Annotated in this window: 12 protein-coding genes; 3 read left to right on the plus strand and 9 right to left on the minus strand. The window is 73.9% G+C overall.

Going from position 1 to position 14,142, the window contains the following annotated elements; all coding sequences use genetic code 11:
• The first annotated feature begins 384 nt into the window (after window positions 1-384).
• Together ACFV2S_RS01995 and ACFV2S_RS02000 are read left to right on the plus strand one after the other, a co-directional pair.
• On the plus strand, window positions 385-2,316 hold the full coding sequence (locus ACFV2S_RS01995) for an N-acetylmuramoyl-L-alanine amidase (protein ID WP_385553323.1): 1,932 nt from the start codon (window positions 385-387) through the stop codon (window positions 2,314-2,316).
• 159 nt (window positions 2,317-2,475) lie between these two features.
• On the plus strand, window positions 2,476-4,674 hold the full coding sequence (locus ACFV2S_RS02000; RefSeq protein ID WP_385553325.1) for a germacradienol/geosmin synthase: 2,199 nt from the start codon (window positions 2,476-2,478) through the stop codon (window positions 4,672-4,674).
• Between the two features lie 63 nt (window positions 4,675-4,737).
• Here ACFV2S_RS02000 and ACFV2S_RS02005 read toward each other — a convergent pair whose 3' ends face one another.
• The 7 genes from ACFV2S_RS02005 to ACFV2S_RS02035 all read right to left on the minus strand — a co-directional run bounded on the left by ACFV2S_RS02005 (window position 4,738) and on the right by ACFV2S_RS02035 (window position 10,254).
• Window positions 4,738-5,103 (minus strand): RNA-binding S4 domain-containing protein, encoded by a 366-nt coding sequence (locus ACFV2S_RS02005; protein WP_383802572.1) that lies wholly within the window; start codon window positions 5,101-5,103, stop codon window positions 4,738-4,740.
• Between the two features lie 15 nt (window positions 5,104-5,118).
• Window positions 5,119-5,619: a hypothetical protein gene (locus ACFV2S_RS02010; protein ID WP_383802574.1), complete on the minus strand. Its 501-nt coding sequence runs from the start codon at window positions 5,617-5,619 to the stop codon at window positions 5,119-5,121.
• Between the two features lie 157 nt (window positions 5,620-5,776).
• On the minus strand, window positions 5,777-6,196 hold the full coding sequence (locus ACFV2S_RS02015; RefSeq protein WP_385553327.1) for an ACT domain-containing protein: 420 nt from the start codon (window positions 6,194-6,196) through the stop codon (window positions 5,777-5,779).
• 30 nt (window positions 6,197-6,226) lie between these two features.
• Window positions 6,227-7,393, minus strand: a complete 1,167-nt coding sequence (locus tag ACFV2S_RS02020; protein WP_385553329.1) for a thiolase domain-containing protein — start codon at window positions 7,391-7,393, stop codon at window positions 6,227-6,229.
• Entirely contained in the window at window positions 7,386-8,444 is a 1,059-nt protein-coding gene (locus ACFV2S_RS02025; RefSeq protein WP_385553331.1) for a thiolase domain-containing protein, read from the minus strand. Before ACFV2S_RS02025 ends, ACFV2S_RS02020 begins: the two co-directional genes overlap by 8 nt.
• Entirely contained in the window at window positions 8,441-9,406 is a 966-nt protein-coding gene (locus ACFV2S_RS02030; RefSeq protein WP_385553333.1) for a Zn-ribbon domain-containing OB-fold protein, read from the minus strand. Before ACFV2S_RS02030 ends, ACFV2S_RS02025 begins: the two co-directional genes overlap by 4 nt.
• A gap of 47 nt (window positions 9,407-9,453) precedes the next feature.
• The gene (locus ACFV2S_RS02035; protein ID WP_385553335.1) at window positions 9,454-10,254 is read right to left on the minus strand and encodes a crotonase/enoyl-CoA hydratase family protein; all 801 of its coding nucleotides are present in this window, start codon (window positions 10,252-10,254) and stop codon (window positions 9,454-9,456) included.
• A 174-nt stretch (window positions 10,255-10,428) separates the two neighbouring features.
• Here ACFV2S_RS02035 and ACFV2S_RS02040 point away from each other — a divergent pair, with 174 nt between their 5' ends.
• Window positions 10,429-12,057 (plus strand): acyl-CoA synthetase, encoded by a 1,629-nt coding sequence (locus tag ACFV2S_RS02040; RefSeq protein WP_385553337.1) that lies wholly within the window; start codon window positions 10,429-10,431, stop codon window positions 12,055-12,057.
• 5 nt (window positions 12,058-12,062) lie between these two features.
• Here the strand turns inward: ACFV2S_RS02040 and ACFV2S_RS02045 are convergent, their stop codons facing one another.
• Both ACFV2S_RS02045 and ACFV2S_RS02050 read right to left on the minus strand, forming a co-directional pair.
• A complete protein-coding gene (locus ACFV2S_RS02045) occupies window positions 12,063-12,425 on the minus strand; it encodes a hypothetical protein (protein WP_385553339.1) in 363 nt (120 codons plus the stop codon).
• Between the two features lie 182 nt (window positions 12,426-12,607).
• Window positions 12,608-14,131 carry an alpha/beta fold hydrolase gene (locus ACFV2S_RS02050; RefSeq protein WP_385553341.1) on the minus strand — a complete coding sequence of 508 codons (1,524 nt, stop codon included), beginning with the start codon at window positions 14,129-14,131 and terminating at the stop codon, window positions 12,608-12,610.
• Between the last annotated feature and the right edge of the window lie 11 nt (window positions 14,132-14,142).

A 14,142-nucleotide genomic window follows, 5' to 3' on the forward strand; every position in this document is an offset into this window, starting at 1 on the left:
GGGGGGGGGGGGGGGGGGGGGGCCGCGTTGGTGGGGGGGTCGTCGCCTACGCGGGGGGGGGGGCGGGCTGTGCGGGGCGCGCAAACCCCCGGGCGCGGGCCCCCCCGGCTTGTCCGGGTCCTCCTCCCCGGCCGGGGAACACCTCCATTGGTCCACTCCAGTGACGCGTCCCAGGCCCGGGACCCGTCTCCGCGAAACTCCGCCGTCCGGCCTCCATTCCCACTCTGACGTGGGAACTTCCTTTTACGCAGGTGTGATTGACGGGACGTCCGGGAGCCGATACCCCTGTACGGGTCCGGCCCCGCACGCCCCCCGTGTCACCCCCTGCCTCTGGAGGCCGCCTTGCTGCGTTCCGCGTCGCGCAGACGTCCGTCACCGTTCCGCGTGCCGGGGGCGGTGGGCGCCCTGGCGTCCGCCGCCCTGCTGGTCCCCCTGCTGTCCGCCGCCCCGCCCGCCGGCGCCGAGGTGCCCGAGGCGGGTGTCCTCCAGGGGCAGTTCGCCCGGGCGGCCGAGCGTCAGGGCGTCCCCGAGAGCGTGCTGCTCGCCGTCGCGTACCTCCAGTCGCGGTGGGACACCCATGGTGGTGCGCCGAGCGTGACCGGCGGCTACGGCCCGATGCACCTGACGGACACGGCGACGGCGCTCGCCGGGACCGTCCCGCACCACTCCGACGGGGACGAGGACGCCCGCGGCGACGCCTCGCGCCCGGTCCGGACGGGCGGCGACGTCCCGGTGCCGGCGCCCGACGAGCTGCCCGGGCGGCTGCGCACCCTGGAGCGGGCCTCCGCGCTGACCGGGATCCCGGCCGAGGAGCTGCGCACCGTGCCGGCCGCGAACATCGAGGGCGGTGCGGCGCTGCTCGCGGCGGCGCAGCGCGAGGCCGGGCTCCCGGCCGGCGCGGACCCGGCCGACTGGTACGGGGCGGTGGCGCGCTTCTCCGGTGCGGACGACTCGGCGACGGCGGCCGCGTACGCGAACGACGTGTTCGACGTGATCCGTACCGGGGAGACGCGGACGACGGACAGCGGGCAGGTGGTGACGCTCCCGGCCGCTCCGGCGGTCGCGCCCGCCACGGGCCAGGTGGCGGCCCTGGGTCTGCGCCGGCCCGCCGCGGGTCCCGTGGAGTGCCCGGCCTCGGTGGCCTGCGAGTGGGTCCCGGCGCCGTACGAGGAGTTCGGCGACGGGGACTACGGCAACCACGACAAGGCGAACCGGCCCGCCTCGCAGTCGATCGACTACATCGTGATCCACGACACCGAGGCCGACTGGAACACCACCCTGAAGCTGGTCCAGGACCCGACGTACGTGTCCTGGCAGTACTCGCTGCGCTCCTCCGACGGGCACGTCGCCCAGCACGTGCCGCTGAAGGACGTCGCCTGGCACGCGGGCAACTGGTTCGTGAACGCCAAGTCGGTCGGCCTGGAGCACGAGGGCTTCCTGACCTCGCCGGACTCCTGGTACACGGAGGCGATGTACCGCTCGTCGGCGCGCCTGGTGCGGTACCTCGCCGCCCGGTACGACATCCCGCTGGACCGCCAGCACATCCTGGGCCACGACAACGTGCCGGGCACGGTGACGTCCACGATCAAGGGCATGCACACGGACCCGGGGCCGTACTGGGACTGGGCGCACTACTTCCGGCTCCTCGGCCGTCCGATCACGCCGAGCGCCGGTCCGCGCGCGGGGGTGGTGACGATCCGGCCCGACTACGACACCAGCCGGCCGGTCTACACGGACTGCGCGACGGCGGGACAGGCGTGTGCGCCGCACGGCAGCGGGGCGGTGCGCCTGCACACGGCGCCGAGCGCCGACGCGCCCCTGGTGAAGGACATCGGTCTGCGCCCGGGCGGGCAGGACTCCACGACCGGGGTCAACGACACGGGGGCGCGGGCCTCGACCGGGCAGAGCTTCGCGGTGGCGGAGCGCCGGGGCGACTGGACGGCCGTCTGGTACCTGGGGCAGAAGGCGTGGTTCCCGAACCCGGTGAAGGAGCCGACCGCGGTGAACGCGCGGGGGCTCGTCCTGACGCCCCGGGAGGGTCTGACGGAGGTGCCGGTGTACGGACGGGCGTATCCGGAGGCCTCGGCCTATCCGGCGGGCGTCCCCGTGCAGGCGGTGTCGCCGTTGCCGTACAGGCTGCTCGCCGGTCAGCGGTACGTGGTGGGGGGACGCACCCCGGGCGAGTACTACTTCGCGCCGGTGTTCGACCCGACCGGCCACACGGTGGTCCGGGGTCAGGAGGAGTACTACCAGATCCAGTTCGGCCACCGGGTCGCCTTCGTGAAGGCAGCTGACGTGCGGGTTTCCCGCGCCTGACGGAGGGCTGGCCGAAAGATGCGGGGTGGTGCCGGGCGTGGGGTCCGGCGCCACCCTTTCGGCGTTCATACGACTATCAAGGAGATCGCGTGCGCCGTACGGGCGACGGGTAAGGCTGGGCCGGTCATCGCCCCCGCTCACCGGAAGGCCCTCCAGGACATGCCTCAGCCCTTCGTCATGCCGGATTTCTATGTTCCGTATCCGGCCCGGCTCAACCCCCATGTGGAGGCCGCCCGCACGCACACGCGTGACTGGGCGCGCGCGATGGGGATGCTGGAGGGCTCGGGGGTCTGGGAGGAGCACGACCTCGACTCCCACGACTACGCGCTGCTCTGCGCGTACACGCACCCGGACTGCGCCGAGGAGGTCCTGAACCTCGTCACCGACTGGTACACCTGGGTCTTCTTCTTCGACGACCACTTCCTCGAGGTCTTCAAGCGCACCCAGGACCGGGCCGGCAGCAAGGCCTACCTGGACCGGCTGCCGCTGTTCATGCCGGCGGATCCGGCCGTGGGCATGCCCGAGCCGGTCAACCCCGTCGAGGCGGGTCTCGCGGACCTCTGGCGGCGCACCGTCCCCGCGATGTCCGGGGGCTGGCGGACGCGGTTCGCGGAGGCGACGGAGCATCTGCTCTACGAGTCCCTGTGGGAGCTCGACAACATCAACGACGGGCGGGTCGCCAACCCCCTGGAGTACATCGAGATGCGCCGCAAGGTGGGCGGCGCGCCCTGGTCCGCCGGGCTCGTCGAGTACGCGGCGGGGGCCGAGGTCCCGGAGGCCGTGGCGTACTCCCGGCCGCTGCGGGTGCTCAGGGACTCCTTCTCGGACGCGGTGCACCTGCGCAACGACCTCTTCTCGTACCAGCGCGAGGTGGAGGAGGAGGGCGAGAACAGCAACGGCGTCCTGGTCCTGGAGCGGTTCCTCGGCTGCACGACCCAGGAGGCGGCGAACGCCGTCAACGACCTGCTGACCTCACGGGTCCAGCAGTTCGAGAACACGGCCCTCACCGAGGTGCCGCTGCTCGCCGCCGAGAAGGGCCTGGGCCCGGCGGAGTGCGCGGCCGTCGCGGCGTACGCGAAGGGGCTCCAGGACTGGCAGTCCGGCGGCCATGAGTGGCACATGCGGTCCAGCCGCTACATGAACGAGGGCATGGTCGGCGGGCCCTCGCACCTGGACGGGATCATCGGCACCTCCGCCCTCGACATCCGGTCCCTCTTCGGGCGGCCGGCGGCAGCCCGGCACCGGGCCTTCACGCACGCGCCGCACCAGCACGTGGGCCCGTCGCTGCTCCCCGAGTTCAACCTGCCGTACCCGCTCACCGTCAACCCCCGTCACGGGGAGGCGGCACGGCACACGGTCGACTGGGCCGAGCGGATGGGGCTCCTCGACGATCTGTGGGATCGGCCGACGGCGGAGGGCTTCGACCTGGCGCTGTGCGCGGCGGGCCTCGACCCGGACGCCTCCGCCGAGGAGCTGGAGCTCAGCGCGGACTGGCTGACCTGGGGGACGTACGCCGACGACTACTACCCGGCGCTCTTCGGGCGGACGGGCGGCCTGGCCGCCGCCAAGGAGCAGACCGACCGGCTCAAGGCCTGCATGCCGCTCGACGAGCCGGCGGCCGGCGCGGCGGCCGCGGTGAACCCGCTGGAGCGCGCCCTCGCCGACGTCTGGGCGCGGACCGCGGTGCCGATGACGTCCGCGGCGCGGGCGGAGCTGCGGCGCGCACTCGACCTGATGCTCGACAGCTGGCTGTGGGAGCTGCACAACGTGGCGCAGCACCGGGTGCCCGACCCGGTCGACTACGTCGAGATGCGGCGCAGCACCTTCGGCTCCGAACTGACCATGCTGCTGTGCCGGCTCCGGCAGGAGGCGGCGCTACCGCCCGAGGTCTTCCGGTCGGGCACGGTCCGCAGCCTGGAGAACGCGGTGATGGACTACGGGGCACTCGTCAACGACCTCTTCTCGTACCAGAAGGAGGTCGAGGTCGAGGGCGAGGTGCACAACGGCGTGCTGGTGCTGCAGAAGTTCTTCGACTGCGACTACCCGACCGCCGTGTCGATGGTCGACGACCTGATGCGGGGCCGGCTGCGCCAGTACGAGAACCTGAAGCAGCGCGAAGTCCCCCTGCTCTACGAGGACTTCGAACTCGACGCGGCCGGGCGTGCGGCCTTCGAGGCGTATCTGCGGGGCCTTGAGGACTGGCTCGCCGGTGTCCTCAACTGGCACCGGAGCGTGCGGCGTTACGGCCCCGAGGACGTGCGCGCGGGCAGCGGCAGCGCGCTGCTGCGGCGCGGCCCGAGGGGGCTCGGGACCTCGGCGGCGCGGATCTCCGAACTGCTCGGCGCGGGCCCGCGCTGAGGAACGCCGAAGGCCTCCGGGCGGTCCCCGGAGGCCTTCGGTCGTCGCGTCGGGCGCGTGCGGTCAGGAGCGCCGGCCGCGCAGGTCGTCGAGCTCGCGGCGCTCGCGCTTGGTGGGGCGCCCCGCGCCCCGGTCGCGCACGGCGGCGACGGCCACGTGCTCGCGCGGCGGCGGGGGCGGGCTGTTGTCGACGTACGCCTCGGCGGCCACCGGCGGGCCGACCCGCTTGACGTGGAGCTCCTTGATCTCGACGATCCGCTCCCGGCCCGCGTGGTGGATCCGGACCTCGTCGCCCGGCTTCACCGCCTGGGCGGGCTTGACCCGCTCGCCGTTCACCTTGACGTGTCCGGCCCGGCAGGCGGCCGCGGCCTGGGAGCGGGTCTTGGTGAGGCGGACCGCCCAGATCCAGGCGTCGACGCGCGCGCTCATGGGCCCCGCTCCCCGTCAGCCCTGCTGGAACAGCTCGGCGGGCAGGGGCTTGAGCAGCGCGTACAGGTCGTCGGTGATCGGCCGGTCCCAACTGGCGATCGTCACGAGGACGTTGTCGCTGCGGTCGAACTGCACACAGGAGATCCGGCTCTCGGAGAGCTTGAGGCGGCGCACGATGAGGAGGTTGTCGCCCTGCATGACGGGGATGTCCTCGGTGTCGAGGACCTCGACCGGCTCGTCGTTCTCCAGGGCCGCGAGGAGCTGGGCCACCTCGAAGGGGATCTGGCCGTCGGAGAGCTCGCGCGCCGGGGAGCCCTCCGGGAGGTTGCCGATGATCATCGCGGGTCCGCGGCCGCCGAACAGGTCGTAGCGGAGGAACACGCCCTGGCAGGAACCGTCGGGTGCGGGCAGCAGACCGGCGCCGAGATTGCCGGGCCAGTCCCCCGGATCCATGGCCAGGACGTCGAAGTCCGGGCCCGCGGGAGTGGCGGCGCTGCGGCGGCGGAGGAAGGACATACGGCCATGGTACGTGCCCCGGCGCGCGACGCGACGCGCCGGGCGCCCGCCCGCGGGTGGGGCCCGTGCGCGTCCGGGGGCGCGGACTGTCACCCGGAGGATCCGGCCGGTGGCGCAGTGCGCACGGCCCGTGTCCGCGGGGCGGGACGGCTCCCCCTCAGCCGGCCGGGTCCGCCGCGTCGGCCGAACGGCGCGAGAGCGCGCTCAGAACGTCCAACGCCTCACCCGCGCGACCGTGTTCGACGAAGAGGTGGTCATGATGGAATCCGGCCACCACGTTGCAGCTCAGGCCGGCGGCGGCGAGCTCGCCGGCGACGGCCGCGGTGAGCCCGACCGCGTCGAGCGCGGAGTGCACCCGGAGCGTGATCCGGCCCGCCACGTAGTCGTACGCGAGCCCGGCGGAGTCGGCCTCCTCCTGCCGTACGACGAGGGTGAGGCCCTCGGGTTCGGCGACGGTGACGACGGGGGCGACCCCGGCCGGGGCGGGGCCGTCCACCGTGGTGAAGACGTAGCGGCCGGGGTCGAGGTCCGGGCGCATGCCGGCGAGGAGCCTGGTCAGGTCACGTTCCGCGTTCATGGGGGCCAGGGTAGGCCCCCGGGCGGCGGGTCAGCCGGTGGGCGGGGTGTCCCCGACGAGCCACATGGAGAAGAACTGGGCGCCGCCGCCGTAGGCGTGCCCGAGCGCCCGGCGCGCCCCCTCGACCTGGTGGGCGCCGGCGTCGCCCCGCACCTGAAGGGCCGCCTCGGCGAAGCGGATCATCCCGGAGGCTCCGATGGGGTTCGTGGAGAGCACGCCGCCGGAGGGGTTCACGGGCAGGTCGCCGTCGAGTTCGGTCACCCCGGCCTCGGTGAGCTTCCAGCCCTCGCCCTCCTCGGCGAAGCCGAGGTTCTCCAGCCACATGGGTTCGTACCAGGAGAACGGCACGTACATCTCGACGGCGTCGATCTCGCGCCTCGGGTCGGTGATGCCGGCCTGCCGGTAGACGTCGGCGGCGCAGTCGCTGCCGGCCCGCGGGGAGACGAAGTCCTTGCCCGCGAAGAGGGTGGGCTCGCTGCGCATCGCCCCGCCGTGCACCCAGGCGGGCGGGCGCGGGGCGCGGTCGGCGCCGGCGCGGTCGGTGAGGACCATGGCGCAGGCGCCGTCGGAGGAGGGGCAGGTCTCGGAGTAGCGGATGGGGTCCCAGAGCATCGGGGACGCCTGGACCTTCTCCAGGGTGAGGTCGTGCTCGTGGAGGTGGGCGTACGGGTTCCTGAGCGCGTTGCGCCGGTCCTTGTACGCGACGAGGGAGCCGATCGTGTCGGGGGCTCCGGTGCGGCGCATGTAGGCCCGGACGTGCGGGGCGAAGAAGCCTCCGGCGCCGGCGAGCAGCGGCTGCTGGAAGGGGACCGGCAGGGACAGGCCCCACATGGCGTTGGACTCGGACTGCTTCTCGAAGGCGAGGGTGAGGACGGTCCGGTGCACGCGCGCGGAGATCAGGTTGGCGGCGACGAGCGCGGTGGAGCCGCCGACCGATCCGGCGGTGTGCACCCGGAGCATGGGCTTGCCGACCGCGCCGAGGGCGTCGGCGAGGTACAGCTCCGGCATCATGACGCCCTCGAAGAAGTCGGGGGCCTTGCCGATGACGACGGCGTCGATGTCCGCCCAGGTCAGCTCCGCGTCCTCCAGGGCGCGGACGGCGGCCTCGCGGACGAGTCCCGCGATCGAGACGTCCCGGCGGGCGGCGACGTGCTTGGTCTGGCCGACGCCGACGACGGCCACGGGCTCCTTAGGCACGGTTCTCTCCTTCCAGGACCGCGACCAGGTTCTGCTGGAGGCAGGGTCCCGAGGTCGCGTGGGCGAGGGCGCGGTCGGACGCGCCGCGGTGGATGCGGGCGGCGGCCTCGCCGAGCCGGATGAGTCCCGCGGCCATGACGGGGTTGGCGGCGAGGGCGCCGCCCGAGGGGTTGACGGTGACGCTCGCGTCGAGACCGAGGGCCTTGCGCAGGACGACCTCCTGGGAGGTGAAGGGCGCGTGGAGTTCGGCGGTGTCGACGGGGCGGTCGAAGGCCCCGGCCCGTTCGGCGGCGAGGCGGGTGGAGGGCGAGTCGGTGAGGTCGCGGACGCCGAGGGAGTGGGCCTCGATCCGGTGGTCCATGCCCCGGATCCAGGCGGGGCGCTCGCAGAGCTCGCGGGCCCGGTCGCCGACGGCGAGGATCACGGCGGCGGCGCCGTCGCCGATGGGCGGGCAGTCGCCCGTGCGCAGGGGCCGGACCTCGTATCCGCCCTGGGGGCGGGCGCCGGGCAGCTGGGCGTGGGGGTTGGTCCTGGCGTCCTCCCGGCTGCGGGCGGCGATCGCGGCGAGGGCCGGTTCGTCGATGTCGCCGGCGTCGACGAGGGCCTGCGCCTGGAGGGCGGCGAGGGCGACGGAGTCGGGCCAGAGCGGGGCGAGGTAGTACGGGTCGAGCTGGCGGGTGAGGACGTCGCGGACGGAGCCCGGCGAGCACTTCCCGTACGAGTAGACGAGGGCGGTGTCGGCCTCTCCGGTGAGCAGCTTCACCCATGCCTCGTAGAGGGCCCAGGCGCCGTCGGTCTCGACGTGGGACTCGGAGATCGGCGGCCAGGCCCCGACGCCGTCGAGGGCCATCGTGAAGGAGAAGGCGCGCCCGGCCAGGTAGTCGGAGGAGCCGGAGCAGGTGAAGCCGATGTCGGCGGCCTTCAGGCCGGTCTGCCGCTGCACCTCGTGCAGCACGGGCATCACCATCTCGACCTCGGAGAGGTCGTCGGTGTGCCGCCGGTGGTCGCTCTGGGCGAACGCGACGATCGCCACCTCTCGGTCCGGCGTCACAGCAGCTCCTTGTAGGTGTCGTAGTCGGCGTCGGGCTCGCCGGTGGGCCGGTAGTGGTCGGGGTAGCGGCCGTCCTCGCTCCACACGGGTTCGACGCGCAGGCCCATGCGGACCTCGTCGTAGGGGATGCCGCCGATCCGTCCGTGGAGGGCGAGTCCGGCGCCGTCCAGGGCGATGTGGGCGTAGACGTAGGGGACCTCGATGTCGAGGTTCTTCGCCTTGATGTTGACGATGCAGAAGGTGGTGACGGTCCCGCGGGGGCCGACCTCGACCCGGTCGGTGGTGGCGACGCCGCAGGTGGGGCAGGCGCCGCGGGGCGGCACGTACACCTTGGCGCAGGAGGGGCAGCGTTCGCCGATCGTGCGGCGCTCGCCGAGCCCGGCCAGGTAGCGGGCCTGGGCGCGGCCGGGGCTGTACGTGTAGTCGAGGCGGGCCGGGGCGACGATGCCGGTCACCGGCTCGTCGAACCGGCCGTCGTGCGGGGCCGGTCCGTCGACGTCCTCGGTGCTCTCGTACGGCTCGAAGCAGGCGATGTCGGTGATGGCGCCGGAGCGTTCGGCGGCCCAGCGGATCCGCACCCGCATCCCGGTGCGGACGGCTTCGGGTCCGGGGGCGTCGAGGGCGTGGAGGAGGGCGGTGCCGGCGCCGTCGAGGCGTACGAGGACCCAGGCGAAGGGCGTCGCGAGGGGCTGTCCGCGGCGGGGCTCGGGGTTCCAGGCCCAGGTGGTGACGGTGCCGGTGGCGGCGACCTCGACGAGCTCGCGGAGTTCGGCGGCGGTCGCGGGGTCGTACTCGACGGGCGGGACGAGCACCTCACCCGCCTCGGTGCGCACACCGAGGACGGTGCGCTCGCGCAGTCCGGTGAGGAAGGCGGACTGGACGGGGCCGAGGGAGCGGGTGAAGGGGAACTCGACGACGAGGGGGGCGCGGAGGGCCTCCGGCGGAGGGGCGGCGGCTGTCACGGGACGGCTCCTTGGGTGGGTGGTGGGGTGGGGGGGCGGGGCGGGGGTCACTCCCGCCGGTACACCGGTGGGCGCTTCTCCGCGAACGCCCGCGCCCCCTCCTTCGCGTCCGCCGTGTCGAAGACCGGCCAGCCCCGCTTCAGTTCGGCGGCGAGCCCCTCCGTCTCGGTCAGCTCGGCCGTCTCGTACACGGAGGCCTTGACGGCCTCGACCGCGAGCGGTCCGCAGGCGTTGATGCGTTCCGCGATGTCGAGGGCGGTGTCCAGGGTGGTGCCGTCGGGGACCACGCGCCCGACGAGGCCGATCGCGGCGGCCTCCTCGGCGCTGTACGGGCGGCCGGTGAGGAGCATTTCGAGGGCGTGCGTGCGGGCGATCTGCCGGGGCAGGCGGACGGTGGATCCGCCGATCGGGAAGAGCCCCCGCCGCACCTCGAAGAGGCCGAAGGTGGCGGAGGCGGCGGCGACCCGGATGTCGGTGCCCTGGAGGATCTCGGTGCCGCCGGCGACGCAGTAGCCCTCGACGGCGGCGATGACGGGCTTGCGGGGGCGGTGGTGGCGGAGCATCGCCTTCCAGTGCAGGTCGGGGTCGGCCTTGAGCCGGTCCCGGTACTGCTCGCCCTCCATTCCCCTGCCGGCGAGGGCCTTGAGGTCCATGCCCGCGCAGAACGAGCCGCCGGCGCCGGTGAGGACGACGGAGCGGACGCCGTCGTCGGCGTCGGCCTCCAGCCAGCCGTCGTACAGGCCGACGAGCATCGGCAGCGAGAGCGCGTTCTTGGCCTCGGGCCGGTTCAAGGTGAGGACGAGCGTGGCGCCTTCGCGCCGGACGCTGAGGTGTTCGGTGCCGCCCATGGGGGTCTCCCGTCTCCAGTTCTGGAACAGGTTGCAGGAGCCCGGGGTCCAGTTCAATAGTTTTCTGACACTCAGTCAGATTCTTCTGCGCACCCCCTTCCCCCGGTGACCGGTCGGCGCTCTAATGACCGCCACGTCCATATCGGTCAGCGCGAGCCGGGGTCAGGAGGAACGGTGGAGTACAACCTTGCCGACCTGTTCGAATCGGTCGTCGACGTGGTCCCCGACCGCGAAGCGCTGGTGTACGTCGACCATCCGGGCACCGGCGCGGAGCGGCGGCTCACCTACGCCGGGCTCGACGCCGCCGCCAACCGGCTCGCGCACCACCTGATCGACGCGGGCCTGCGGCCCGGCGAGCACCTCGGCCTCCACCTGTACAACGGCGTCGAGTACCTGCAGACGGTCCTCGCCTGCCTCAAGGCACGGATCGTGCCGGTCAACGTGAACTACCGGTACGTGGAGGAGGAGCTCGTCTACCTCTACCGGGACGCCGACCTGGCCGCGCTCGTCTTCGACGCCGAGTTCACCGGACGGGTCGCGGCGGCGCTGCCGCAGACGGAGAAGCTGCGGCACCTCGTGAGGGTGGGGACCCCTCCCGAGGACGCCCCGGCGCTCGACTGCGCGTCCTTCGCGGAGGCCGAGGCCGCCGGCTCACCCGGCCGGGGCTTCGGGCCCCGCTCGCCCGACGACCTCTTCATCATCTACACCGGCGGCACGACCGGCATGCCCAAGGGCGTCCTGTGGCGTCAGGAGGACCTGTTCTTCGCGGGGCTCTTCGGCGGCGACCCCTCGGGCGAACCCGTGAAGCGCCCCGAGGAACTGGCGGAGCGGGTCGCGGCCGGCGGCGCCGGCATCACCTTCTTCCCCGCGCCGCCCCTCATGCACGGCACCTCCACCCTGACGGCGTTCATCGCCCTCAACTACGGGCAGCGGGTCGTCCTGCACCGCAAGTACGTGCCCGAGGAGGTGCTGCGCACCCTGGAGAAGGAGAAGGTCTCCAGCATCTCGCTGGTCGGGGACGCGATGCTGCGGCCGCTGGTGGACGCGCTGCGCGGACCGCTCAGGGACACGGACCTCTCCGCGCTCTTCAGCCTCTCCTCGTCCGGGGCGATCATGTCCGAGACCGTGCGGGCCCAGCTCCAGGAGCTCATGCCGAACGTGCTGCTCCTGAACAACTTCGGCTCCACCGAGTCCGGTTCCAACGGCCGCGCCACCGACGACTCGGGCCCGGCCAAGGGCTTCCGGCTGCACGTCAACGAGCGCACGCAGGTCGTCGACCCGGCGACCCGGGTGCCCGTCGCGCCGGGCGAGACCGGCCGCCTGGCCCAGCGCGGCCACGTACCGCTGGGCTACTACAACGACCCGGCGAAGACCGCCGAGACGTTCTTCGAGCGGGACGGGGTGCGGTGGGTGCTCCTCGGGGACATGGCGACCGTGGACGAGAGCGGGGTGGTCACGGTCCTAGGCCGCGGCTCGCAGTGCATCAACACGGGCGGGGAGAAGGTGTATCCCGAGGAGGTCGAGCAGGCCCTGAAGTCCCACCCCGACGTGTACGACGCACTGGTCGCCGGGGTGCCGGACGCGACGTGGGGCAACCACGTCGCCGCCGTCGTCCAGCTCCGGGACGGGGCGGTGCCGCTGGACCTGGAGTCCCTCCAGACCCACTGCCGCCGGCAGCTCGCGGGCTACAAGGTCCCGCGCCAGCTGGTCCTCACCGACCGCATCCAGCGCTCCCCCAGCGGCAAGGCGGACTACCGCTGGGCGCGCGCGGTGGCGGTGGAGGCGGACGCGGAGACTCCCTGAGGCGATCAGCCGGTACGCCACCGGCGCACGGTGTCCCCGTCGAACGTGAGCCAGGTGCCGTCGCCGAGCGGCAGCACGCGGGACACCGGCTCGCCGCCCCGGGGGTACGTGATCCCGGCCCGCGGGCGCAGATCCGTGGCGTCGAGCAGCACGTGCCGGCACTCCTCCTCCCACGGGTCCTCGCCGACCGCGGCGAGGACCCGCGTCGCGTCGAGGAAGAGGACCCCCGAGCCCACCGGCCCGAGCGGCTGCTGGAACTCGTACGGCCTCCAGGACGTCGGGAGCGGCTCCTCGGCGAGGACCACGCCGGTCGCCAGGTCCAGGGCCACGAGCACCTCGGTCCGGTCGGTCTCCCGCGCGGGCGGCACGACGGCGAGCAGGGCCGTCCTGGAGGGATCGGGGGCGCACGCGCCGCGGGCTCCACTCGGCCGGGTGCGGTGCGCGAGGGTCCACCGGACCGTTCCGTCCAGCCACGTCCCACTCCCCCGCCGCAGACCGTGTGCGATGCCGAACCGTCCTACCAGGACCGGCGGGTGGCGTCACCGTGGCCTCACCGGGCGAGGAACTCCCTGAGTGCGGACAGGAATTCGGCCGGGCGGGTCTCGTGGATCAGGTGTCCGGCGTCGATGCCGACGAGGCGGGCGCCGGGGATGTCCTCGGCGAGGCGGGCGAGTTGGTCCTGGGGGATGTGGCTGGACGGGCCGCCCGCGAGGACGAGGGTGGGGGCCGTGATCGTCGCGGCGTCCGCGCGCCAGGCGGCATCGGGGGCGTTCAGCTGGGCGTCGGTGGCGGGGACGATCGCCCAGTCGAAGGCGAGGGGGCCCTCGGGGCGCTCGGCGGCGGGGCGCGGCGGGTCGAGCGGGACGAAGGCCGGGGCCTCCTCCAGGACGAGGCGGCCGATGAGGCCGGGTTCGCGCTGGGCGAGGAGGTACGCGGCGCCCGCGCCCATCGAGTGGGCGACGACGGTGGCGCCGACGAGGCCGAGGGCCTTCAGGAAGCCGCCGAGCTCGTCGCGGAAGTCGTCGAAGCCGTAGCGGCCCGGCCGGTCGCTCAGCCCGTGGCCGCGCAGGTCGACCGCGTACACCCGGTGGTCGGCCGCGAGGTCCGCGGCGATCTCCGTCCAGGTCGTGCCGTTCTCGCCGCGGCCGTGGACGAGCACGACGGGCGGGGCGTCCTCGGGTCCCGTGACCCGGTGGGCGAGGCGTACGCCGTCCACGGTGACGGTACGGACGGCGGGGTCGAGGAAGGCGGCGAGCGGGCGGACGAAGGCCTCCGCGTCGTCGACCCAGGGGAAGTGTCCGGCGCCCGGCTGGACGACGACCTCGGCGTGCGGGAAGAAGGCCGCCGCCTCGGCCGCCTTGGCCGGCGTCGGGCCCGCGTCGTACTCACCGGCCAGGACCAGGACCGGCGCGGTGAGCGCGCCGAGCGCGCGCCGGGTCGCGTCCGGGTCGTAGGCGCCCGCGCCGTGGTAGGCGGGGGCGGCCTCCCAGTTCGTCTCGCGTCCGCTGCCCGCCGCGTGGGCGCGGGCGGCGGCGTCCCAGCGGCCGTACGCGAAGGGGGCGGTGATCTCGTGGACGCGCCGCAGCGGGGTGTCGTCGTCGATCGCGTCGATCGCTGCCCTGGCCTCCGGGTACCAGGACCGGCCGGCGAAGACCTCGGCGGCCTCGTCCCACTCCTCGTCGGTGGTCTCGACGCCGAGGGCGCGTCCGGCGGAGGTGACGAGGACGAGGGAACGGATCCGCCCGGGGTGGGCGGCGGCGTACAGGACGGCGAGGTTGCCGCCCGCCGAGTGGCCGAGGAGGTCGATCCGCTCCAGGCCGAGGTGGGCCCGGAGGGCCTCGACGTCGCCGACCTGCCGGTCGCAGCGGTAGGTGCCGGGGTCGGCGGGTGCGGCGCTCGCCCCGGTGCCCCGGGCGTCGAGCAGGACGAGGGCGCGGTGGGCGGCGAGGCCGCCGAGGTCCCCCAGGTAGCCGGCGTCGCGCATCGGCCCGCCCGCGAGGCAGACCAGCGGCTCCCCCTCCCCCTGGACGCGGTAGGAGAGTTCGGTCCCGTCATACGTGGTGAACGTCGGCATGCCGCCGATCC

It is taken from the genome of Streptomyces sp. NPDC059695, from assembly GCF_042733785.1.
In the GTDB taxonomy this organism is placed as follows: Bacteria; Actinomycetota; Actinomycetes; order Streptomycetales; family Streptomycetaceae; genus Streptomyces.